General features: G+C 51.4%; 15 protein-coding genes, 1 tRNA gene, 1 other RNA gene, 1 pseudogene and 1 riboswitch. Of the genes and pseudogenes, 17 read left to right on the top strand and 1 reads right to left on the bottom strand.

The features are described from left to right. Positions 1-11 precede the first annotated feature (11 nt). The gene (locus tag ACZOWY_RS04215; protein WP_484393238.1) at positions 12-1208 is read left to right on the top strand and encodes an alanyl-tRNA editing protein; all 1197 of its coding nucleotides are present in this window, start codon (positions 12-14) and stop codon (positions 1206-1208) included. Positions 1209-1224: 16 nt separating this feature from the next. Here the strand turns inward: ACZOWY_RS04215 and ACZOWY_RS04210 are convergent, their stop codons facing one another. Continuing rightward, the gene (locus tag ACZOWY_RS04210) at positions 1225-1875 is read right to left on the bottom strand and encodes a DedA family protein (RefSeq protein WP_484393237.1); all 651 of its coding nucleotides are present in this window, start codon (positions 1873-1875) and stop codon (positions 1225-1227) included. Between the two features lie 246 nt (positions 1876-2121). Between ACZOWY_RS04210 and ACZOWY_RS04205 the strand changes: the two genes are divergently transcribed. From ACZOWY_RS04205 to dnaX, 16 genes and pseudogenes are all read left to right on the top strand, one after another. Next, on the top strand, positions 2122-2982 hold the full coding sequence (locus tag ACZOWY_RS04205; RefSeq protein ID WP_484393236.1) for a methionyl aminopeptidase: 861 nt from the start codon (positions 2122-2124) through the stop codon (positions 2980-2982). A 203-nt stretch (positions 2983-3185) separates the two neighbouring features. Next, positions 3186-3298, top strand: a riboswitch (glycine riboswitch). A gap of 227 nt (positions 3299-3525) precedes the next feature. Next, a pseudogene (locus tag ACZOWY_RS04200) lies at positions 3526-4935 on the top strand (alanine/glycine:cation symporter family protein); the annotation flags it as partial. A 395-nt stretch (positions 4936-5330) separates the two neighbouring features. Next, positions 5331-7721: a DNA helicase PcrA gene (pcrA, locus tag ACZOWY_RS04195; RefSeq protein WP_484393235.1), complete on the top strand. Its 2391-nt coding sequence runs from the start codon at positions 5331-5333 to the stop codon at positions 7719-7721. 30 nt (positions 7722-7751) lie between these two features. Next, positions 7752-9989, top strand: a complete 2238-nt coding sequence (gene ligA / locus ACZOWY_RS04190) for an NAD-dependent DNA ligase LigA (RefSeq protein ID WP_484393234.1) — start codon at positions 7752-7754, stop codon at positions 9987-9989. Between the two features lie 90 nt (positions 9990-10079). Next, the gene (gatC, locus tag ACZOWY_RS04185; protein WP_093729875.1) at positions 10080-10367 is read left to right on the top strand and encodes an Asp-tRNA(Asn)/Glu-tRNA(Gln) amidotransferase subunit GatC; all 288 of its coding nucleotides are present in this window, start codon (positions 10080-10082) and stop codon (positions 10365-10367) included. A gap of 13 nt (positions 10368-10380) precedes the next feature. Beyond that, entirely contained in the window at positions 10381-11847 is a 1467-nt protein-coding gene (gatA, locus tag ACZOWY_RS04180) for an Asp-tRNA(Asn)/Glu-tRNA(Gln) amidotransferase subunit GatA (RefSeq protein WP_484393233.1), read from the top strand. Further along, entirely contained in the window at positions 11847-13292 is a 1446-nt protein-coding gene (gene gatB / locus ACZOWY_RS04175; protein ID WP_484393232.1) for an Asp-tRNA(Asn)/Glu-tRNA(Gln) amidotransferase subunit GatB, read from the top strand. The genes gatA and gatB overlap by 1 nt, the downstream gene beginning before the upstream one ends. A 222-nt stretch (positions 13293-13514) precedes the next feature. Next, entirely contained in the window at positions 13515-14069 is a 555-nt protein-coding gene (locus tag ACZOWY_RS04170) for a hypothetical protein (RefSeq protein WP_484393231.1), read from the top strand. Between the two features lie 294 nt (positions 14070-14363). Further along, positions 14364-15140, top strand: coding sequence for a hypothetical protein (locus ACZOWY_RS04165; protein WP_484393230.1), 777 nt, complete (start codon positions 14364-14366; stop codon positions 15138-15140). Then, positions 15140-16924 carry a hypothetical protein gene (locus ACZOWY_RS04160; protein WP_484393229.1) on the top strand — a complete coding sequence of 595 codons (1785 nt, stop codon included), beginning with the start codon at positions 15140-15142 and terminating at the stop codon, positions 16922-16924. The genes ACZOWY_RS04165 and ACZOWY_RS04160 overlap by 1 nt, the downstream gene beginning before the upstream one ends. A gap of 39 nt (positions 16925-16963) precedes the next feature. After that, positions 16964-18355, top strand: coding sequence for an FAD-binding oxidoreductase (locus ACZOWY_RS04155; RefSeq protein WP_484393228.1), 1392 nt, complete (start codon positions 16964-16966; stop codon positions 18353-18355). Between the two features lie 85 nt (positions 18356-18440). Continuing rightward, complete coding sequence (locus ACZOWY_RS04150; RefSeq protein WP_484393227.1) at positions 18441-19844, top strand: FAD-binding oxidoreductase; 1404 nt, start codon at positions 18441-18443, stop codon at positions 19842-19844. A 102-nt stretch (positions 19845-19946) separates the two neighbouring features. Further along, a complete protein-coding gene (locus tag ACZOWY_RS04145; protein WP_484393226.1) occupies positions 19947-20786 on the top strand; it encodes a universal stress protein in 840 nt (279 codons plus the stop codon). Between the two features lie 118 nt (positions 20787-20904). Continuing rightward, positions 20905-20994, top strand: a tRNA-Ser gene (locus tag ACZOWY_RS04140). 77 nt (positions 20995-21071) lie between these two features. After that, positions 21072-21171, top strand: an RNA gene (gene ffs, locus ACZOWY_RS04135) — signal recognition particle sRNA small type. A gap of 190 nt (positions 21172-21361) precedes the next feature. Next, positions 21362-23146: a DNA polymerase III subunit gamma/tau gene (gene dnaX / locus ACZOWY_RS04130; RefSeq protein WP_484393225.1), complete on the top strand. Its 1785-nt coding sequence runs from the start codon at positions 21362-21364 to the stop codon at positions 23144-23146. Positions 23147-23301 lie beyond the last annotated feature (155 nt).

Here is a 23301-nt window from a genome sequence, read left to right as displayed (position 1 = left end):
ACGTGAAAATCATGACAGAAAAATTATTTGAACGGGATTCCAATTTAAAAACCTGTGAAGCCACAGTGTTGGAATGCGAGCAGGCTCCTCAGGGCTTTGCGGTTGTACTGGACAGGACGGTGCTGTTCCCGGAAGGAGGCGGCCAGCTCAGTGATACGGGAACGATAAACGGCGCTGCAGTAAAACATGTGCGGGAAACAAAAGGAAAAATTATCCACGAGTGCGTGGAGGAATTTCCTGTGGGCAGTAAAGTTGCGGTGCAGGTGAACTGGACTGACCGCTTGGATCATATGCAGCAGCATTGCGGGGAACATATTCTTTCTTATGCTTTCTTTAAATTGTTTGGCGCTAACAATGTGGGTTTCCATATGAACGAACGCATGGTAACTATCGATTTGGACAAGGAAGTTACGCTGGAGGAAGCCTTTCAGGCAGAGGATCTGGCTAACCGGCATATCTGGGAAGACCGACCGGTGACAGTTTCCTATCTGCCCCATACAGAAGTGAACAAACTTCCCATGCGGAAGAAAAATGATAAGCTGACCGGTATTTTGCGGGTGGTGGCGGTACAGGACGGGGATATCTGTACCTGCTGCGGCACGCACCCAACGTCAACCGGCGTGGTGGGGCTGGTAAAAATTACGAAAATTGAAAAGCACAAAAGCGGTACCCGGGTGGAATTCCTCTGCGGGCGCTGGGCCTTGGAGGATGCCCGGAAAAAGATGCGTTACATCCAGGAAGCCGGGAACATGCTGAGCACGAAGGAAGAAAAAGTCTGCGAAGGCATCGGACGATTGGAAGATGAGATTGCGGAACTGAAGGAAAGGCTGCGGGCTGCCGTAAAGCAGATTCAGGAATCGGAAATCATAACGATCCTGGAAGAAGCCCCGGTCAATTCTTCCGGTTGCAAAATCGCGGCTGCGGTTAAGGACGGATACGAGCCGAAAGACGCAAAAACGTTGTTCGGGAAACTGACGGATGTTCCCAATACGGTGGTGGCTGTGATTTATCACAACGGGGAGCGTGTCAATTACATGTTTGGCCTGGGAGACGGTGGGGCAGGCGACTGCAAAACCATCATTTCTAAAGCCAATGAGATTTTCGGCGGCAGAGGCGGCGGCAAAAAAGAATCCGCACAGGGCGGTGCGCCTTATGCGGAAGACTGGAAAGAGAAAGCGGAGAAACTGATCACGTTCTTGAAAAAATAAAAACAAAAAAAACAGTTTATTCTTTCCCCATTTTCGCTTTAGCAAATTCATATACGATAGGAAGTACGGAAACGATGATGATGCCTAAGGCTACATGGGAGAAGTTTTCTTTCACGAAAGGGATGTTCCCGAAAAAGTAACCGGCGCCCGTGAACAGACCGACCCAGGTCAGACCACCAATTACGTTATAGTGCAGGAAAGTGGTGTAATGCATGGTGCCGATACCTGCCACAAAGGGAGCAAAAGTGCGGACAATGGGTACGAAGCGGCAGAGGAAGATGGCCTTGTGGCCGTGTTTTTCATAAAACTTCTGCGCTTTTTCCACATGTTCCGGTTTGATCAGCCGGTTATGGCTTTCCAACAGTTTTTGTCCGAATTTTTCTCCTATCCAATAGTTGCTGGTATCGCCTAAAATCGCAGCTGCCAGGCAAATGGCAAACAGGGTTCCGAAATGCAGGCTGTTGGCGGTAGCGGACAGGGCACCGCAGGCGAACAGCAGAGAGTCTCCCGGAAGGAACGGCGTAACGACCAGACCGGTTTCGCAGAAGATAATCATGAACAAAATAAAATAAATTAATGAACCGTACGATGCCATGACCACGGGGATGTATTTGTCAAAATGCATGATATATTCACTGAAATAAAAAGGAATCTGACTGATGTCCATAAAGTGAAAAACCTCCGGTGAATTATTGAGGATTCGTTCTGCTCCTGTCTGGCAGGTGGAATTCTTGGGTCTGTTGCAGAAAGCATATGAATCTGCTCTTTCAAATATTTTTTGGTAATGCCAATGTATTCTACCATATTTTCACAAAGAATGATATAATAATTTATTATTTGTGACAGTTTGCAAATGTTTTTTATTTTTTAGGAAAAGACAGAGAAATGGTTTAATGTTTTTTTGGAGGACGCGATGAGCGAAGTGTTGTGTTGGTGCGGCAGTGGCAAGCCGTATGAAGATTGCCATAAAGAAATTGAAGATGAGATCCGGTTGCATCAGCTGGCAGGGGAAGAAGTGCCTACACGCCAGATGATCAAGACGCCGGAACAGATTGCCGGGATCCGGGAAGCTTGCAAATTGAATACCGCTGTGCTGGATGAAGTGGCAAAACATGTCAGAAAAGGCATGACGACGGAAGAGATTGACCGGATCGTTTACGATTTTACGGTGGCCCACGGGGGGATTCCGGCACCATTGAATTTTTGCGGTTTTCCCAAAAGTGTCTGCACCTCCATTAACGACGTGGTGTGTCACGGCATTCCTTCGGAAAAAGTGGTGTTGCGTTCCGGGGATATCGTGAATATTGATGCATCAACGATTTTGAACAATTATTACGGAGACGCTTCCCGTATGTTTGAAATCGGACGGGTGGACAAGAGGGCTAAAGACCTGGTGGCGATTACAAAAGAATGTCTGAAGCGGGGGCTGGCGGCGGTAAAGCCCTGGGGACACCTGGGAGATATCGGCGCGGCAGTTTCCCAGCTGGCCCGCAAGCATGGGTACAGCGTGGTGGAAGAGTTCGGAGGTCATGGGGTTGGAGTGGAATTCCATGAGGATCCGTTTGTGGCCCATGTGGGCAAAAAAGGAACCGGTATGCTGCTGGTGCCCGGCATGATTTTTACCATTGAGCCCATGATCAACACCGGCAGGAAAAATGTTTTCATTGATGAAGCGGACAACTGGACGGTGTACACAGAAGACGGCGGTCTCTCCGCCCAATGGGAATATACGGTGCTGGTGACGGAAAGCGGCGCGGAAATATTGTCGTGGTAAAACCGGCATGTTCATTGTATACACGTATACTTGCGAAAATCTATTGATTTTTTTATGACAATTGTTTAAAATTGTCTCATATTAGGAAATATTAGAATTGAATAACGGGTGCATGATGTATGCGGAAAAATACCGGTTGAAACCTTCCGGTATGCCGAAGGAGTAACACTATCAGGCGTTCTGAGGAACACGAAACCGCATGCGGACACAACTCTGGAGATACCCATTCAATTGGGAGCCGAAGGGGCAAGGGATGGACTCGCAGAAAAGGCGGGAACGGTTCCAATCTCTCAGGCAAAAGGACAGGGACGGTAGAGATGGCAACACCATCTTACAGCAGCAGCGCATATAAATATTGCCGGCCTTGTGGAAATTTCCAGAGGCCGGTTATTTTATGAAGGGTCCAAATCAGAATGAGGGGTGTCCGGGATGAAAGGATTTCATGAACGGGATGACAGCGGATAACGGAAACGCCTGCCCGTAAAGGCATTCAGAAAAAACCGTTGTCAACAAAAATTTGCAGGAGAAAGGAACTGGTGAATTATGGATTGGAAAGCGATTAATGAGATTGTAGGAGCGATAGACAGCTTCGTATGGGGTCCTGCCATGCTGGTCCTGCTGGTAGGTACCGGTATTTACCTGACATTTAAACTGAATTTCCGTACATGGAGGAACCTGCCGTATTCGATTAAAAGTGTAATCGGCAAGGATGCCCGCCAGAAAAAGGCCGGCGGCGAAGGCGACGTTTCTTCGTTCAACGCGCTGATGACTGCACTGTCGGCCACCATCGGTACCGGCAACATCGTGGGCGTTGCGACGGCGATGTTTGCAGGCGGTCCCGGGGCGCTGGTGTGGATGTGGCTCTCCGCAGCGTTCGGAATTACCACCAAGTATGCGGAATGTATGCTGGCCAGCAAATACCGTGAGGTGAACGAAAAGGGTGAAATGAAGGGCGGTCCCATGTTCACCATGAAAAACGGTTTCTCCAATAAGCAGCTGGGCGCGATTTTAGGCTTCCTGTTTGCTCTGTTTACCGTGCTTGCTTCTTTTGGTATCGGCAACATGACCCAGGCCAATTCCATTTCCACGGCGCTGGATAAAACCTTTGCCGTTCCGGTAGCAGCTACCGGCGCAGCACTGGTCATCCTGTGCATGATCATCATCCTGGGTGGTATCCAGTCCATTTCCAAAGTGGCTTCCGTAGTTGTTCCGGTTATGGCCGTGTTCTATGTAGTCTGCGGTCTGGCAGGTATTCTGGCTAACGTGCAGGAAATCCCCCACGGTCTGTACCTGATTTTCACTATGGCATTTAATCCTCAGGCGGTTGGCGGCGGCGTGCTGGGCGCTATTACCGTAAGCGTGATGAACGCCATGCGTTATGGCGTAGCCCGTGGTTGCTTCTCTAACGAAGCCGGTTTAGGTTCTGCTGCTATCGTTGCGGCATCTGCACACACGGATGATCCTGTACGCCAGGGCTATATCAACTCCACCGGTACGTTCTTTGATACCATCGTAATCTGCTCCATTACCGGTCTGGTCATTGCTTCTTCCGGTATGCTGGGCGCCGTAGATGAAAAGGGTGTGGCTCTTTCCGGCCTGACCCTGACCATTGCCGCATTTGAAAAATTTGTAGGCCCCGTTGGCAGATATATCGTATCCATCGGTATTGTACTGTTTGCATACTCCACCATCTTGGGTTGGGAATATCAGGGTGAAAAATGTTTTGAATACCTGTTCGGAAGCGCCAAATTCAATGTGGTTTACCGTGTAATCTTCTGCCTGATTACCTATATCGGTGCAACCCAGACCCTGGAACTGGTTTGGAACCTGGCGGATATCTTCAATGCGCTGATGGCCATCCCGAACCTGATTTCCCTGCTGATCCTGGCCAATGTGATCAAAGCGGAAACAGAACGCTACCAGCCCATTCTGGAAGCGGAAAAAGCCGGTAAAGTAATGCAGCATGCTACGATTGACCAGGTAGAAGCACTGCGTGAAAAAACGGTTGCCATCGAAAAGAAAGTTGATTTGACACAGAAGAAAGTAGAATCGCTGGAAAAGAAGATGGGTAAAATGGAAGAAACGATCCGTAAAATTAAGAAATAACTTTGAAGTTGTCAGACCCCGGATTTTTAAGCTTCCACCTTGTTAAATGTAGTGAACCAAAAACAAAAAGATTGCGTATACAATAATCATAACGCACCTCTGTTCCACACTGATGTGGCAGAGGTGTGTTTTCTGCTTTTTTCAAAGAGTTTACCGGCACAATATTACTTTTTTAAACCTGTGCTTTGTGGTAAAATAAAAAGACTGAATATCTGTCCAGATTACATATATTGGAGGACCTGATGAACGACAGTATTACCAACCTGAATCCGCAGCAGCAAGCTGCGGTGGAACATATAAACGGACCGATGCTGATCCTGGCAGGGGCAGGCAGCGGTAAGACCAAAGTGCTGACCTGCCGTATCGCACATCTGCTGGAGCTGGGTGTGCCACCCTATAAAATTCTGGCGATTACCTTTACCAATAAAGCTGCCAGGGAGATGCGTTCCCGTGTGGACGCCATGGTAGGCCCCGCGGCGAAAGACGTGTGGCTGTACACCTTCCACGCATTTTGTGCCCGCTTCCTGCGCCGGGAAATTGAGGTGCTGGGAACCCATAAAAGCAATTTTGCGATTTATGATGCGGCAGACCAGAAAAATTTATTAAAATCTATCCTGAAGGACATGAATCTGGATGAAAAGCGTTTTCCGCCGGCAGCGTTGCAGAACGCGATTTCCAACGCCAAGAACCAGATGCAGAATGCTGCGGATTTTGCTAAACTGGCGGGGGATTTTTTCGAACAGAAAGCAGCAGAGGTTTACACGTTATATGAAAAACGTCTTCTGGCCAATAACGCCATGGATTTTGACGACCTGCTGATGCTTTCCGTCAAGATTCTGGCGGAATGCCCGGACGTACGGGAAAAATATCAGCAGCGCTTCAGTTATATCATGATTGACGAATACCAGGACACCAACCGGGCCCAGTATCTTCTGACCCGGTATCTGGCGGGGGACGAAGGAAACCTGTGCGTGGTAGGCGACGCAGACCAGAGCATCTACGGCTGGCGGGGAGCGGACATCCGCAACATTCTGGATTTTGAAAAAGATTATCCCAAAGCAGAGCTGCTGAAGCTGGAACAGAATTACCGTTCGACTACTGTAATTTTGGATGCGGCCAATGCGGTAATCGAAAACAATACAGGACGCAAGCCGAAAAAGTTATGGACGAACAATCCTGTGGGGACGGCCATCACGTATTATAACGCCATGGATGAACGGGACGAAGCCCGTTTCGTGGTGGAGCAGGCGCAGAGGCTGATCCGCAGCGGGCGGTTTTCCTACGGGGATATGGCGGTGCTGTACCGTACCAATACCCAGTCCCGTGTGTTTGAAGAAATGCTGATCAAAAGCGGAATCAGCTACAGCATGGTAGGCGGCGTCAAATTCTACGACCGTAAAGAGATCCGGGACGTAATGGCCTATCTGAAGCTGCTGTACAATCCCTACGATACACTGAGCCTGCTGCGCATCATCAACGTGCCTAAACGGGGCATCGGGCAGGCTACTGTCAACAAGATGCAGGACTATGCCAATGTCCGGGGGATTTCTTTATTTGAAGTGATTACGAACGCAGCGGCGGTACCCGGACTGAGCTCCCGCTTCATCAGTAAACTGGAAGAAATGAGCGGCATCCTCTTTGACCTTATGGCCGAAACAGATTCTGTCCCGATAGAACAACTCATTGACGATGTGATCCATAAGACGGGTTATCTGGAAGAACTGCAGGCTGAACGGACGCCGCAGTCGGAAAGCCGGGCGGAAAATTTGCAGGAACTGATCAGTGTGGCCCGGGATTTTCTGAAGGATGAAGGGGAAGAAAAAACGCTGGCCCGTTTCCTGGAACATGTAGCACTGGTTTCTGATATTGACGATGCTCAACTGGATAATGACAAGTTTACGTTGATGACGTTGCATTCTGCCAAAGGGCTGGAGTTCCCGGTGGTGTTTCTGGCGGGGATGGAAGAAGGACTGTTTCCCCATGCCCGCAGTCTGATGGACGACGAACAGATGGAAGAAGAGCGACGGCTATGTTACGTGGGTATCACCCGGGCCAAACAGATTTTATATCTGACGGGGGCTAAGACCCGTACCATATACGGAAAGACAAATTATTCCATGCCATCCCGTTTTCTGAAAGAAATTCCGGAAAAGCTGGTGCACGAGTATCACCGGCCTTCTCTGGTAAGTGCGGGATTCCGAAATACGGAAGGGTATAAGAGCGGCGGTTACAGCTCGTCCGAATATAGACGGAACGGCAGTTACGGGCAATCTGGCTACGGCCGTGGCAGAAACACTTGCAATGGGGAAGGCGGGACCGTTATCGGCAGCGGCCAGGGCAAACGGACGGTTTCGGACAATCGGGTCAACGCTTCCCTCAGCGACCGGTTTAAGGAAGAAAGCAAAAAGACCAGCGGCCTGTTCAGTAAAATCCATACGGACTTTGTACCGGAAAAACCGGCAGGGGCTGCGGCGGACTTTGTTATCGGCGACCGGGTCAGTCATAAAAAATGGGGCGAAGGAACCATTGTAGGTGTAAAAAACTCTTCAGATGGTCAGGAAGTTAAGGTGGCGTTTGTCGGCGCGGGAATCAGGAGCCTGCTGACAAAGTACGCCATGTTGAAAAAACTGTGACCGGAAAATTGAATGGAGCAGGTAACGATTATGGAAGACAAAGACACGGTACTATATAAAGCTGCAGAATTGAAAAACGGGGATACAAAAGAGTCACTGTTGCAGGAAGCGGATTCCCTTCGTATGCAGATCCGGCATCACGAATACCAGTATTATGTGCTGGATGCACCGGAGATCAGCGATGCGGAGTACGATGCGCTGACGAACCGGCTCCGTTCCATTGAGGCGCTGTATCCGGACGAAGTACCTCCCGATTCTCCTACGCGGCGTCCCGGCGGCTATGTGGCACCGGGCTTTACACAGGTGAAACACATGGTTCCCATGCTGAGCCTTGGCAATGTGTATAATGCCGGGGAAATGGGGGACTTTGATCAGCGGGTGCGGAATGCATTGCCTGGAGGAACGGAAGTCAGTTATGTGCTGGAACCGAAAATCGACGGGCTGGCCTGCAGCCTGATTTACGAAAACGGCTGGCTGGTACGGGCCGCTACCCGGGGAGACGGGGAAGTTGGGGAAAATGTGACGGCCAACGTCCGTGCCATTAGAAGCATCCCCCAGCGGCTGCGTGTACCGGAAGGCGAGGAAACGCCGGAACTGCTGGATGTGCGTGGCGAAGTGTATATGTCGCGGGAAGCCTTTCTGCGTCTGAACGAAGAACGGATCGAGGCCGGGGAAACGGAATTTGCCAATCCCCGTAACGCGGCGGCCGGCAGTCTGCGGCAATTAGATCCCGCTGTAACCGCACGGCGTTCCCTCAGCTTTTTTGCTTATTACCTGGTAGGGCCTGAGGAACCGGAAACCCAGGAAAAATGCCTGCGCAGTCTGGAAAAATACGGATTCACCACGCCGGAACACTGGTGCGTGGCCCATTCCAAAGAAGAAATATTAAAGTTTATTGAAGAGCACGACCAACGCCGGCGTGAACTGGCCTATGATACGGATGGAGCGGTGGCGAAGGTCAACGCGGTGTGGCAGCAGAAGCTGCTGGGCGCCACGGGAAAAGATCCCCGTTGGGCCATTGCCTATAAGTATCCGCCGGAGCAGGCCCGGACGAAGTTGGAAGATATTGTAATCCAGGTGGGACGTACCGGTGTGCTGACCCCGGCGGCGGTCTTGACACCGGTCAGACTGTCCGGCAGTACCGTAAGCCGTGCGACCCTGCATAATGAAGACTTCATAAAGGAAAAAGACATCCGTATTGGTGATACGGTAATCATTAACAAAGCGGCGGAAATCATCCCGGAAGTACTGTCGGTCGTGAAAGCACTGCGCCCGGAAAACGCAGTTCCGTTCGTCATGCCGAAAGAATGTCCGGAATGCGGTTGGGCGGTAATTCGCAAAGAAGGGGAAGCTGCCTATCGCTGTACGAATCCCCATTGTCCCGCTTTGGGACGGGAAGGACTGATCCATTTTGCCTCCAGGGACGCCATGGACATCGAAGGCTGCGGTCCGGCGGTGATCAGCCAGCTGATTGATGCGGATCTGGTAAAAACCCCGGCCGATTTATATGCGCTGAAAGAAGAACAACTGCTGACATTGGAGCGCATGGGGAAAAAATCTGCTGACAATCTGTTAAAAGCCATTGAAAAAAGTAAACAGCAGGGGCTGGATAAGCTTCTGTTCGCGCTGGGGATCCGGCATATCGGTGCTAAAGGCGGGCGGCTGCTGGCGTTACAGTATAAAAGCATGGACGCCCTGATGGAAGCGTCAGCCGAAGAGCTGACCGGCATCAAAGATATCGGCGCTGTCGTTGCGGAAAGTGTGGTGACCTGGTTCGCCAATCCGCAGAATCAGGAGCTGGTAGCCCGCCTGAAACAGGCCGGACTGAATATGGAAATGCAGACCCGGAATGTCAATGAGGAACATCCGTTTTACGGAAAGACGCTGGTGTTTACGGGAACAATGCCTACGTTGGACCGGGCGACGGCACAAACCATGGCACAGGATGTGGGGGCCAAAGTCAGTGGCAGTGTAAGTAAAAAAACAAATTATGTGATTGCGGGTTCTGAAGCAGGCAGTAAGCTGGAAAAAGCCAGAGCTTTAGGCGTTGCGATTATTGACGAAGCTGAATTCCTGCGTCTGCTGGGCGGAACGGAGGAAACGACTGAAGGGGGAAAAGATAGAAGGGTTTCCATAACAGAGGGTATTGCTTCCGACGGTGCACAGGAAACGGCTGCTGTTGCGGACGCGGTTCTTACAGAAAAGAAAGAAGACCTTTCCCTGACAGAAGAAGGAAATCTCTTTGACGGTTTGGAAGAAAATTCCTGACAGTTCTTTCTTACATATGTAAATTGTGATATAATAACATGTATGTTTTTTTCGGGCGTAACGCTTAATGATATTTAGGATGGTGAAAAAATGAAAGTAACGGAAAAAGATGTGAAATACATCGCTGCTCTTTCCCGGCTGGAAATTTCAGACGAGGAAATGCCCAAGTTTACAGAACAGTTCAACCAGATTCTGAACTACGCGGATATTTTGGAAAAAGTTGATACCACGGGTATCGAACCTACCTTCAGCATTCTTCCTCTGTACAATGTGCTGCGGGAAGACGTGCCGCAGGAAGGCGTGGCCCACGAAGACGCGCTGAAGAATGCGCCGGCGGTGCATAATGACGGATTCAAAGTTCCGCGTGTGATCGAATAAGGAGGCAAGGACTGTGAAGTTATATGAAAGCACCGTTCATGAGTTGCATGAACAACTGCAGAATAAACAGATCAGCTCTGTAGAGCTGACCAAAGCGGTATATGACCGCATTGACGAAGTAGAAGACAAAGTCGGCGCCTATGTGACGCTGGATAAAGAAAATGCACTGGCCCAGGCGGCTAAAGTAGACGCCATGATCGCTGCCGGCGAGACCATCAAACCGCTGGCCGGTATCCCGGGCGCCATCAAAGATAACATCAGCACCAAAGGACTGCGCACGACCTGCTCGTCCCATATCCTGGACAACTTTATCCCGGTGTATGACGCTCATGTCATCGCCAACCTGCGCAAAGACGAAACCATTTTCCTGGGCAAGACCAACATGGACGAATTCGCCATGGGTTCCACCACGGAAACTTCTTACTTCAAGAAAACCCATAACGCGTGGAACCTGGACTGCGTACCCGGCGGTTCCTCCGGCGGCAGCGCGGCGGCCATTGCAGCCGGTGAAGCCATTTGGTCGTTAGGCTCCGATACCGGCGGATCCATCCGCCAGCCGGCATCCTTTAACGGCGTGGTGGGTATTAAACCGACCTACGGCCGTGTGTCCCGTTACGGCTGCGTTGCATTCGCCTCTTCGCTGGACCAGATCGGGCCTATCACCCGCGATGTAACCGACGCGGCCATCGTATTGAATACCATCTGCGGCGTAGACGCGCATGATTCCACCTCCCTGCCGGTGGATGTGCCCGACTTTACCAAAGCCCTGCGGCAGGACGTGAAAGGCCTGCGCATCGGTCTGCCGAAAGAATATTTTGGCGAAGGCATCGATCCGAAAGTAAAAGCACAGATTATGCTGGCGGTAGAAAAATATAAAGAACTGGGTGCGGAAGTCGTAGAAGTTTCCCTGCCCCATACGGAATATGCCGTAATCACGTATTACATCATTGCCCCGGCGGAAGCTTCCGCCAATCTGGCACGTTATGACGGCGTGCGCTACGGTTACCGCAACAAGGACGCCAAGAGCGCGCCGGAAATGACCAAGCTGAGCCGTACCGAAGGTTTTGGCAGCGAAGTAAAACGCCGCATCATGCTGGGCACGTATGTATTAAGCTCCGGTTATTACGATGCGTACTATAAAAAAGCGATGCAGGTCCGTACCCTGATCCGCAAAGACTTTGACGAAGTATTCCGGAAAGTGGATGTGCTGCTGACTCCGACATCTCCGGTAGTGGCGTATCCGTTGGACGGCAAGATGGATCCGCTGGCCATTTATATGCTGGACGTAACCACCATTCCTGTCAACATGGCCGGCCTGCCCGGTATTTCCATTCCCTGCGGTTTTGCGGACGGCATGCCTGTAGGCCTGCAGCTGATCGGCAAGGCGCTGGATGAAGAAACCCTGCTGCGGGCTGCTTATACCTTTGAGCAGGCGACGGAATTTCATAAAGCGGTAGCGCCGTTGGGAGGTAACAAATAATGAAAAATTATATTACTGTCATCGGTCTGGAAGTCCATGCCGAATTAAAAACAAAAACCAAAGCATTCTGCTCCTGCTCCACGGAATTCGGCGCAGAACCTAATACCCATGTGTGCCCGGTCTGCCTGGGCATGCCCGGCGCTCTGCCGGTGCTGAACAAGCGGGTGGTCGAATTTGCCATCCGTGCCGGTCTTGCGTTAAACTGCAACATTCAGAAATTCAATAAGATGGACCGTAAGAATTACTTCTATCCCGATCTGGCGAAAAACTACCAGATCTCCCAGTGGGATGAACCCATCTGCCTGGGCGGTCATATCGACATCCGTGTCAACGGCGAGAAAAAACGCGTCGGCATCACCCGTATCCATATGGAAGAAGACGCCGGCAAGCTGGTACACAGCGGCCTGACCATCAGCACCTCCGATTCTTCCGCAGTTGACTACAACCGCGCCGGTGTGCCTTTGATTGAAATCGTATCTGAACCGGATATGCGCAGCGCTGCCGAAGCACGGGCTTATATGGAACAGTTAAAAGCAATTCTGGAATACACCGACGTCTGCGACTGCAAGATGCAGGAAGGCAGCCTCCGCTGCGACGCGAATATTTCCGTCATGCCGGAAGGCGCAACGGAATTCGGTACCCGTGCCGAAATCAAAAACCTGAACTCGTTCCGCGCGCTGGAACGGGCTATCGAATATGAAGTGGAACGCCAGATCGAGATTGTGGAAGACGGCGGCCATGTGGTGCAGGAGACCCGCACCTGGGACGATGCCAACGGCGTGACCCTGTCCATGCGTTCCAAGGAAGAAGCCCATGATTACCGTTACTTCCCGGAACCGGACCTGGTGCCCATCAACCTGGACCAGGCCTGGATCGACGAAATCAAATCGACCCTGCCGGAACTGCCTTCTGCCCGTAAAGAACGCCTGTTGGCTGAAGAAGTGCCGGAAGACAATGCGGATATCATCGTTGCCAGCAAGAAAGTGGCGGATTATTTTGATGCAGGTACCAAGGCGACAACGAACCTGAAAGCCTTGTCCAACTGGCTGATCGGGGACGTGGCCGGATATCTGAACGCGGAAGGCATCGAAATTGACGATCCGGAATTCAAGATTACGCCGGATCATCTGGGCGAATTGGTGAACCTGATCGACAAAGGCGTGCTGTCCAGCAAGCTTGCCAAGCAGGTCTTTGCGGAGATGCTGAAAGAAAACGAAGCGCCACAGGCACTGGTGAAGAAGCTGGGACTTGAACAGGTAAGCGACACCGGCGAACTGGGAAAACTGGTAGACGAAGTACTGGCTGCCAACCCGCAGTCCGTTGCCGACTTCAAAGCCGGTAAGAAAAAGGCGATCGGCTTCCTGGTAGGTCAGATCATGAAAGCCACCAAAGGCAAAGCAAACCCGGGCATGGTCAACAAGATGCTGATGGAAAAAATGAATTAAAAATAAATTTGTGGACGATAAAACGATGCTGCAACAGGTGGCAGGGGCGTGCTCTCGCTTTTATCAACTGCAACGGAAAGTATGACATATAACGATGGAAACAAATTTTCCAACAGCCGTAGATTATACTGCGGCTGTTTTGTTATAATTAAGTAAAGCAGTGGTCATCGTACAAATCCGATTTTACATAAGAGCGTCACGTCATAACAATGGGAGGCAGATATGGACCTTAAACGGTTTGACAATCAATGCGTCAGGATTACTACGACCACCGGCGAGGTGTTTGAAGGGGTCGTATCGTATTGCAACAGAGAATATGTCTTCCATGAATACGGATATGATCAGGAAGCGTTGCACCTCGTTCCGGTTTTACTCTGCAAAGATGACATAGCCGGTGTCGAAAGCCTGGAAAACGTGAATGGCCCCTACGGGCATTTCTCGGAAAAGTACGGATTTCTGGAAAAAAAGTGTCTGGAGTGGGGAACGGACATGATCGAAGAGGTCTTTGATTCCGAAGATGACATCCAGCAACTCCGAATGCTGGCCTGTCTGAATGACAACTTTCAGTCGCTGACTGAAAGAACAGTGGAGGGCATGGCTCCCTGGCGCCTGAAAAATGGCATATCGGAACCGAAAGAGGAAAACAATGAGCAGGGCCCCATATACAAGGGGGAACTGGAGAAGATGCTTCACACTCTCGTAAAATACAGCGAAAATGATGAAGTTGTAAAAGAGGCAAAGGAACTTCTGGAGCGGTTTGAAAAACATTTTTCCTGAAGATACGGGACAATGGTATCCAACATCCGCAACGTGGATTTCCCATGTTTTTTTTGCTTTTACAATCAGGAGTAAAATGCTATGGATGTACAGGAATTGCCGACGCGGGCTTATCTTGCGCATTTGCGCCGCCATCCAATACCGGAGATCATGGATGAAACGTGTCTTGCCTGCCCATTTCACAGGGATTGACGGATAAAGCGTTTGCCATTGGCAGGGGAAACGGGTAAAGAGGTAAGACGGATATTGTCAGACAGGTGACAAATTATTAGAACGGAAAAGGAGTTTATGCTGATGAAAGAGATTGACGATCAGGAATGGAAAATCTATGTGACCAAGTGTACTACCGGTGAGTGGCCTGTACCACCCAGCTTTGTAAGCGATAAAAACAACTGGCTGTGCCGTGCCATTGTCGGCAGGGTGCTGTATTTTATCAAGGATGTGGAAGGCGCGCTGCGGGTGCTGAGTACCATCGTCAACGACGTGGAGCCGAATCTGGAGGATCATCCGGACCAGGGCATGTGCGAGGCAGAGCATTTCGTGCTGAGCCTGCGGGACGTCGCGGACATTATCTGGAAGCTGACGCAAAACGGGGATGCGGCGTTGCAGTATCTGGACCGGGCGTTTGCCATCTGCCGGAAATTTCCCTACCGTTTCCATACGGAGGCCCGGGGCGATATCTGGTACCGGAGGCTTCAGGTGCTGGCGAAAAGCGGCAGACTGGAACAGGCCGTTGCGGATGCGGAGGCCATGGTGAAAAGCGAAAAGCAGGAATCTCATACGCCGAAGCCTATCATTCCCGATCCACTGTATGACGCGGTGAACCCGTATATTTTTTACAGCCTGCGATTCCTGGCGGAAGAGAAACACAAAGAAGGCAAAACGGCGGAGGCCTGCGGATTACTGGCCGAAGCCTACGAATATTTCCCCCTGTCTGAGGCAGGCAGGCGGGATGTGCAAAAGGCGAAGGAAACGGAAGACGTGGATGCGCAGTACAAGGCCTGGGCGTTCTGCCTGACTATGCAGTACCTGCCCTGGGAAAAGCAGCCTGTCGTAAAGTTGAGGGATTAATGGAACATAAAATTACGGACATCCTTCGGGACCTGATGGCCTGCGGCGGTGTGACCAATACAGAAAAAGAAATCGAAACAGAAAACCGGCTGCTGGATTTTTTCCGGCAGTTACCGTATTTTCAGAAATATCCGGCATTATGCGGGGCGTTCCCGGTTCCGGAGGATCCGCTGCACCGCAGCACTGTCTGGGCTTTGGTAAAACCCTGCGTCGGGGCAGACGGGGAAATTTTGGCCGGTGCGTCAGGCGAAAGACCGGATGCTGTTGCGGAAGCCTGTGTTCTCGCGGCTTGTCCGGAAAAGAATGCCGGAGGCATTCTTTCAGGCGTAAAAGGAAATGAAGCGGGAATAATGGAAAACAATCCGCGAAAAAATATACCCGCGGTGGTGCTTATGGGGCATCACGATGTGGTTTCGACGGATGTCTATGGCGACGCGGCTCCGTGGGCGTATGATGTGGAGGAAATCACCTCCCATTTGAATGCGGAAAACCTTTCAGCGGAAGCCTATACCGACCTGCTGTCCGGAGAGTGGATCTTCGGGCGGGGCAGCTGTGACATGTTGGGAGGCACGGCGGTGCAGATGGCATTGCTGGCCGAACAGGCGGACGCTGTATTGGCGGAACAGGAAAAATTGGCGAGGCCGCTGTCTGCAACGGGGCAGCAACTGAAGACTGCACCGGAAAACGCCCGGCACCCGCAGGGCGCCCTTTTGTTTATTTCGGTGCCGGATGAGGAATCGTTCTCTGTGGGGATGCGGGGTTCGCTGTCCCTGCTGGAACAGCTGCAGGAACAGCATGGACTTGAATACCGGCTGGCCATTTGCGCGGAACCGAACCGGAGACGACCGGACGGGAAAACACAGGTCGTTTCTGCCGGCAGTATCGGCAAACTGTTGCCGGTTGTGCTGGTACAGGGTAAAGTGGTGCAGATTGGCAGCTATCGGGAAGGGATAAATCCGCTGGGTATTTTGTCCCGTATCGTGGCAGCTACCGAAGGGGATGAAGCGTTTATTGAAACCTGCGGGGATGAAGTGTCCGTGCCGCCGGTGTGGATGTATGCCCGGGACCTGAAGGGGGGCTATGATTTTTCCCTGCCGTTCCGTGCTGCCGGCTGCTGTAACGTGCTGACGTTTCAGAAAACACCGGCTCAGGTGCTGGCCTATTTTCTTGGCAAGATTCAGGGAGCGGTGGCGGATGCGCCCCGTCCGGTGTCGGTGATGACCTGGGTCACCTTGTGGCAGCAGGCAAAACAGCGGGAGGGCTTTGCGGAGTTTTTCCGGGAAACCGAAGCGCGGGAAAAGGTGTTGCTGCGTGAACAGCATCGGACGTTTCCGGAGGTTACCCTGTGGTTGATGCAGCAGACACTGAACTTCCTGCATCTGGATCAGCCACTGGTGGTGCTTGGCTTTGCCCCACCCTATTATCCGGCGGTTCGCAGTGAAGAGCTGCGGGAGGCGGCCCGGTTTGGGAAATATAAAAACGCGCTGGCTGCACTGCAGGATATCGAAATCGAGCCGTATTTTACCGGCGTGTCCGACTGCAGTTACTGCGGCCTGCCTGCCGGGGCGCAAAGCCCGGTGTACCAGGTGAATACGCCTTTGTGGGGAACAGAGTACCGGTTTGATATGGAGGCGCTGGTACGGTTGCAGATCCCGTTCTTTTTGTTTGGACCCTGGGGGAAAGATCTGCACCAAATCGGGGAGAGGGTCAACCGTTACAGCCTGACGGAAGAATATCCGGAGGTTTTACGGAAACTGGTGCGCTGTGTATGGGCATCGGAATAAAAAAGTGTTATAATAAAGAAAAAATTGAGGGGGAAACGTATGTATAATAAAGTAGATGAAATGTTTCTAACCGGCTTGCAGGCCATTGTAGGCAAAGAGCATGTGTATACGGATCCGGACACACTGGACCAGTACAAAACAGACGAGGAGACGGATCCGGCCAAGTTTCACACACCGGAAGCGGTGGTGGCCCCCGGTTCCACGGAAGAAGTGGCGGCGATTGTGAAGCTGGCCAATGAAGCGAACATCCCCATTACGGTGCGAAGCGCCGGGACCAGCCTGGCTGACGGAGCTATTGCAGTTTGTGGTGGTATCATCCTGCTGATGGGACGTATGAACCGGATTCTGGAAGTGAACACAGAAGGCTTATATCTGATGGCTGAAGCCGGGGCGCTGGTTAAGGAATGCCAGGCTGCGGCCAAAAAGCATAATCTGGTGTATGCAGGCGATCCCAGCAGCGCCGAGACCTGCCAGATCGGTGGAAACCTGGCTACCAATGCAGGGGGCATCAAGGCAATCCGTTATGGCGTGACCCGGGATCAGGTGTATGGGATGACCGTGGTTTCTCCGCAGGGGGAAATTATGCATGTAGGCGCCTGCCTGAAAAAGAAGACGACAGGTTATGCGCTGGAACAGCTGATTATGGGTTCGGAAGGCACCCTGGGCATTATTACGGAAGTGACATTGAAGTTACAGCCCCTGCCGCCTTACCGGTTTGATGTGCTGGCCATGTTCGATACGGTGGAAAAAGCGGCCCGTCTGGTTCCCACGATAATTAAAGCGGGTCTGAATCCTACCAGCATCGAGTTTATGGACAACAGCTTTGTGCGCAGCAGCACGGCGTTCTGTGAAATTGATGTACCCCACCGGGACATTGCCAATTTTGTTTATGTAACGGTGGAAACCTTTGACGAAAACCAGCTTGACACCGGTCTGGAAAAGTTAAGCGAGCTGTGCGAGGAAGCCGGAGCCCTGGAAGTGCTGGAGGCGGACGACCGGTTGTGGAGCCTGCGCCGCAACTGCCAGGAATCCCTGCGGATCCTGTCTGACGTGACCATTACGGATGACTTTGTTGTTCCTGTAAATAAAGTGGCGGAGACCATCGAGCATGTAAAAGCCATGGGAGACCATTATCCTTTTGAAGTCATGGTGCTGGGCCATGCCGGGGACGGCAACCTGCATGTGTGTATGTGCCGCAAAGACCTGACGGAAGAAGAATGGAACGAGAATGTAGCAAAATTCCATAAGGAAGCTTATCCTTACGTTTACAGCCTGGGAGGACGCTTATCCGGCGAACACGGCATCGGCGCCAAGAAACTTCATTATATGGAAGAATACACGGAACCTGCCGAACTGGAATACATGCGGATGATCAAGCGGGCCGTAGACCCGAAGAACATCCTGAATCCTGGAAAGATATTTAATGTATAAACTGACTGTATAGAAAGATATTTTATTTTGGCGTTCTGCCTGTGATTTAAACAGAGAAAAAGAGCGCCGGCAAAGGAGAGTTTGTATGGCAAAGTATAATCCCGTTACCCCGGAACTTCTGGAAGAACTGAAAAAAGTCGTTGGCGCGGCCAATGTAAAAACCGATGAGGAAACCCTGGACCGTTTTAAAACGGACGAAGAGACCGATCCCCGCCTGATGCATCTGCCGGAAGTGGTTGTGTGGGTTAACAGTACGGAAGAAGTGGCGGCGGTTATGAAGCTGGCCAACAAATTTGTGGTTCCGGTAACGCCCCGCAGCGCCGGTACCAGCGTTTCCGACGGCGCGATCCCCGTGCTGGGCGGCATCGTGCTGAACATGGAAAAGATGAATAAAATCCTGGCAATCAATGAAGACGCCATGTACGCCGTAGCGGAAGCCGGCGCGCGTACCATTGATATCCAGATGGCTGCCAAAGCAAAAGGGCTGTTGTACGCAGGCGACCCCTGCAGTGCGGAAAGCTGTCTCATCGGCGGCAACATCGCAACCAACGCCGGCGGCAACAAGGCGGTACGATATGGTACCACCCGGCACCAGGTGTATTCCGTGGAAGTGGTAACGCCAACCGGTGAAATTTCAACGCTGGGCTCCCGCCTGAAAAAGTGCAGCACCGGGTATTGCCTGGAACAACTGGTCATGGGTTCGGAAGGTACGTTGGGCATCATCTGCAAAGCAACCCTGAAACTGTTGCCGCTGCCTCCGTACAAAGTGGATGTGGCTGCTGTATTTGACGATCTGGACAAAGCGGTCACTTTGGTGCCGAATCTGGTAAAGGCGGGTCTGGAACCTACCAGCGTGGAATTTATGGACAGCAACTTCCTGAAGAGCTCCTGTGAATACAGTGAGATCAAGCTGCCCCATTGTGATGAGGGTGTTTGCTATCTTATTGTCAGCATGGAAACCTTCAATGAAGACGAAGTAGACGTCAAAATGGAAAAGCTGGCGGAGATCTGCGAAGAATCCGGCGCCATTGATGTTTTGGAAGCAGACGAGCGTGTGTGGACCGTACGCCGGAACTGCCTGGAATCCACCCGCTCCCTCAGCAAGATTTCCCAGTCGGACGATCTGGTGGTTCCCGTTGACCAGATCGCCAACTGCATCAAACGTCTGACGGAAGAGGCGAAGAAATATGATTTCAAGATGTTCTGCCTGGCACATGCCGGCGACGGCAATCTGCATTTCCAGCACATGAAATGCGATATGAGCGACGAAGCCTGGGAAGAACAGCAGCATGCCTTCCATGAAACGGCGTATTCCTATGTTTACAGCCTGGGCGGCCGCATTTCCGGCGAGCACGGTATCGGCGCCAAGAAGGTTTATGCGATGGAAAAATACACGGATCCTGTAGAATTAGCTATGATGAAAGCCATAAAAAAGGCCCTGGATCCGCTGGATATCCTGAATCCGGGCAAGGTGATGAATATATATTGATTTAAGCAGTGTTCCCACAATACAGCATGTTAATCCTGCGGCGTACCTCAGCAGGCACGCTGCTCCTGTATTTGTTGCGAGTGGGCAAAGGAGTGCGCAGAAATGTTTTCCAGAGTGATGCTTGCGTTAGATTTGTCAGAACTGACTTCCCGTATGCTGGACGTATTTTACAGTATCTGTCTCGATCCCGAAACGGAAGTATATCTGCTTCACGTTGTTAAAAGAGTAGATGACGTTGCGGAAACCAGTCCGTACTACAAAAAGACATTCAGCCGGTTAAAAGGTCTGGCGCAGGATATTCAGAACGCCGGCTACGACCATGTGGAAATTTTATGGGAAAGCAGTCCGGATGTGCTGACGGGGATCCAAAAAGCAGTAGACCAGTACGATATCAACCTGTTGATCATGGCTTCTCACGGAAAAGGTATCTGGGCCAGCACATTCCGGGGAAGCAGTACGTTCAATGCGGTACGTGCAATCGATGTGCCTACCCTTGTAGTTAAAGGAGATTATAAGTGCAGCGATTATCTGCAGCGTATCCTGCTGCCTACGGATTTCTCCCGGAAATCACTGATTGCCCTGAATTTCATCCGCAATTTGCGGGAACACGTGGGCGAAGTGTTGTTTGTACACGTTATTGAAGGCGTGCGGGGCGACGACGAACTGCTGGAAAACAAAGAAATGGCAGAGGACATGCTGAAAGAACTTTGCAACGAGATGCAGGACTTCAGTATCAAATCCCGTTATGTTATTGCAGACGGCGGCGCTGCGTCCAGGGAGATATGCAAACTGGCGGAAGAGGAGAACTGCAGCCTGGTCATCACCGGGAAGACAGGAGCAGGGCCCATCAAAGGTCTGCTGATGGGAAGTACAGCCCAGAATATTTTACTGAATTCCGGACGTACCCTCTGGGTGATGCCGGATGAGGAAAGTGACGAGTAAAGACTTTCTGTTTTTCCTGAAAAAGCGCTTGACAGAAAGGGGAAATATCCGTATAATGTTTTACGTGGCTGACATTCAGCCACGTATTTACAATTTAATATTTTTGTTTCCTACAACCGGAGAGATGACCGAGCGGTTGAAGGTGCACGCCTGGAAAGCGTGTGTACGGGAAACCGTACCGAGGGTTCGAATCCCTCTCTCTCCGCCATTTGAAAATGAATGCCGCACAGCGGCTTTTTTCTTCTGAATAGATAATTGGGAAATGGTTTTTCTGTAAGGCTGTAGCGGCAGGTCCTGCGCGATGGAGGCCTGTGAACCGTGTCAGGTCCGGAAGGAAGCAGCACTAAGCGGATACCTTCATGCGCCGCGGGGGTGCCTGCCCTGCGGTCTTACAGGGAAATCAGCAGAAAGCAGTCCTTGAAGGGCTGCTTTTTTGTTTTTCACCATAAATTCATTGTTATTTGTCAGCTTTTTTACTATAATATTATAGTGGAAATTCCCAAATAATATAAGGGAACATCCAAGCAGTAAAACATCATGATTTTAAATGATTCCTACAGGAAAGGATGTGCAACATGGCTTACCAAACCCTATATCTGCGCTGGCGTCCGTCCAGCTTTGATACGCTGGTGGGGCAGGCGCCGGTCAAACAGGCTCTGATGAATGCGTTATCCAGCGGCCGTATTGCGCATGCCTATCTGTTTACCGGGCCCCGCGGTACGGGCAAGACGACCACGGCCCGTATTTTCGCAAAAGCACTGAACTGCCAGCAGGGGCCTACGAATCATCCCTGCGGCGAATGCCTGAACTGTCGGCAGATTACGGACGGCAGCGCCCTGGATGTACAGGAACTGGACGCGGCTTCCAACCGTGGCGTGGACGATATAAAAAACCTGAACAAGAACGCAGACTTTGCACCGGTCAACTGCCGGTACAAAGTGTATATCATTGACGAAGCCCATATGCTGACCACGGAGGCCTGCAATGCATTACTGAAAACCCTGGAAGAGCCTCCAGAACACGTGGTGTTCATATTAGCGACGACAGAACCCCAGAAGATTTTACCGACCATCCATTCCCGCTGCCAGCGTTTTGATTTCCATCCGATCACGCAGGAAGAAATCGTAGCACATCTGCAAAAAGTAGCAGAGGGCAGCGTCATTAAAGCAGAAAAGGAAGCGCTGGAACTGATCGCGGCGGCTTCCGAGGGCGGCATGCGTGATGCATTGAGCCTCCTGGAGCAGTGCGGTGTCATGGCGGAAACGGTAACGGCGGAAGTGGTGCGCTCCGTCCGCGGTATCATCGGCAGGGAAATCCTGCGGGAACTGGTCCGGGCGGTGGGGCGGCGTGACGTCGCTTCGGCCCTTACAATTTTTGATAAGCTGCTGATGCAGGGCAAGGATATCGGACAGATACTGATCGAATTGTCCGGCTATATGCGTGCTTTGTTGTTATACCGGGCGACACCGGAATACCAGCCGGTTTATGTGACCGATACGGCAGAAGAACTGGCGAAGCTGGCGGAACTGTATTCCGGGGAAAGAATCCTGGCAGCCCAGGAGATTATCCATCAGGCTATGAACGAGCTGCGCTTTGCGGCCCGTGGACGGATTACAGCCGAGATGTGCCTGTATGACTTATGCCGTGAGGATAGCCGGACACTGAAAGTGCTGGCTGCCCGTGTCAACCGTCTGGAGCAGGAACTGGCCATGTTGAAAGAACGCGGTGTTGCTGCTGTAGAACCGGCAACATCGATTGCAAAAACAGCTCCGGCAAAACCGGCAGAACCGGTTGTAAAAGCGGTTCCGGCAGAACCGGCGGTGCGCCCTGTAAACGTGGTATCGGAACCGCAGCCGTCTGTTACAGCTCCGGCAGGGAAAGAAAAAGCAGATCCGGAAACTCCTTCCTCTGTTGCAGCAGACCCGGCACAAGACTTCACACCATACGGTGGTGCCTGGGCGGAAGGAGATGAATACTGGACGCGGGCCATGGAAATTTTAAAGGCGGAGAGGAAGAATTCCATTGCGTCCTGTGCTTCCCATGGCTCTGTGCTGGCTTATGAGAACAAGACCCTTATAGTAGGCTTCAAAATGAAATTTTTGTGTGAGCGTCTGCAGAAAGCCGATTACCGGGAAGTAGTGGAAGAAGTTTTGTTGCGGGTGGCGAGGGTGCCCGTCCGCTTGCAATGTGTTGTGGATACGGGAGGAAAACCCACCGGGAAGATTCCCGTAAAGAACACGGCGGATCCGGCAGCAAAAACGAAGACGGTGCCGCCGAAAGAAGAAAATCCGGGACCGGATGTAGCGGCAAGTACAAAAAAGGCGATGGAAATGTTTCATGCGACACTGCATAAAGTGTAGTTTTTGACGGAACCTGCCAGAAGTCCCCGCCTCTTAGTGAAGCGTAGGCGGGGTGCATTCACGGAAATGTTGATAAATATATAATTTTATCTGCAGATTTTTGAACATCATAGAAAAAACATAAATTCAATTTATAGTAAATGACAGGAGGAAAA

The sequence above is a fragment of the Succiniclasticum sp. genome (assembly GCF_056977735.1).
This window is presented reverse-complemented; position numbering and strand designations above follow the sequence as displayed.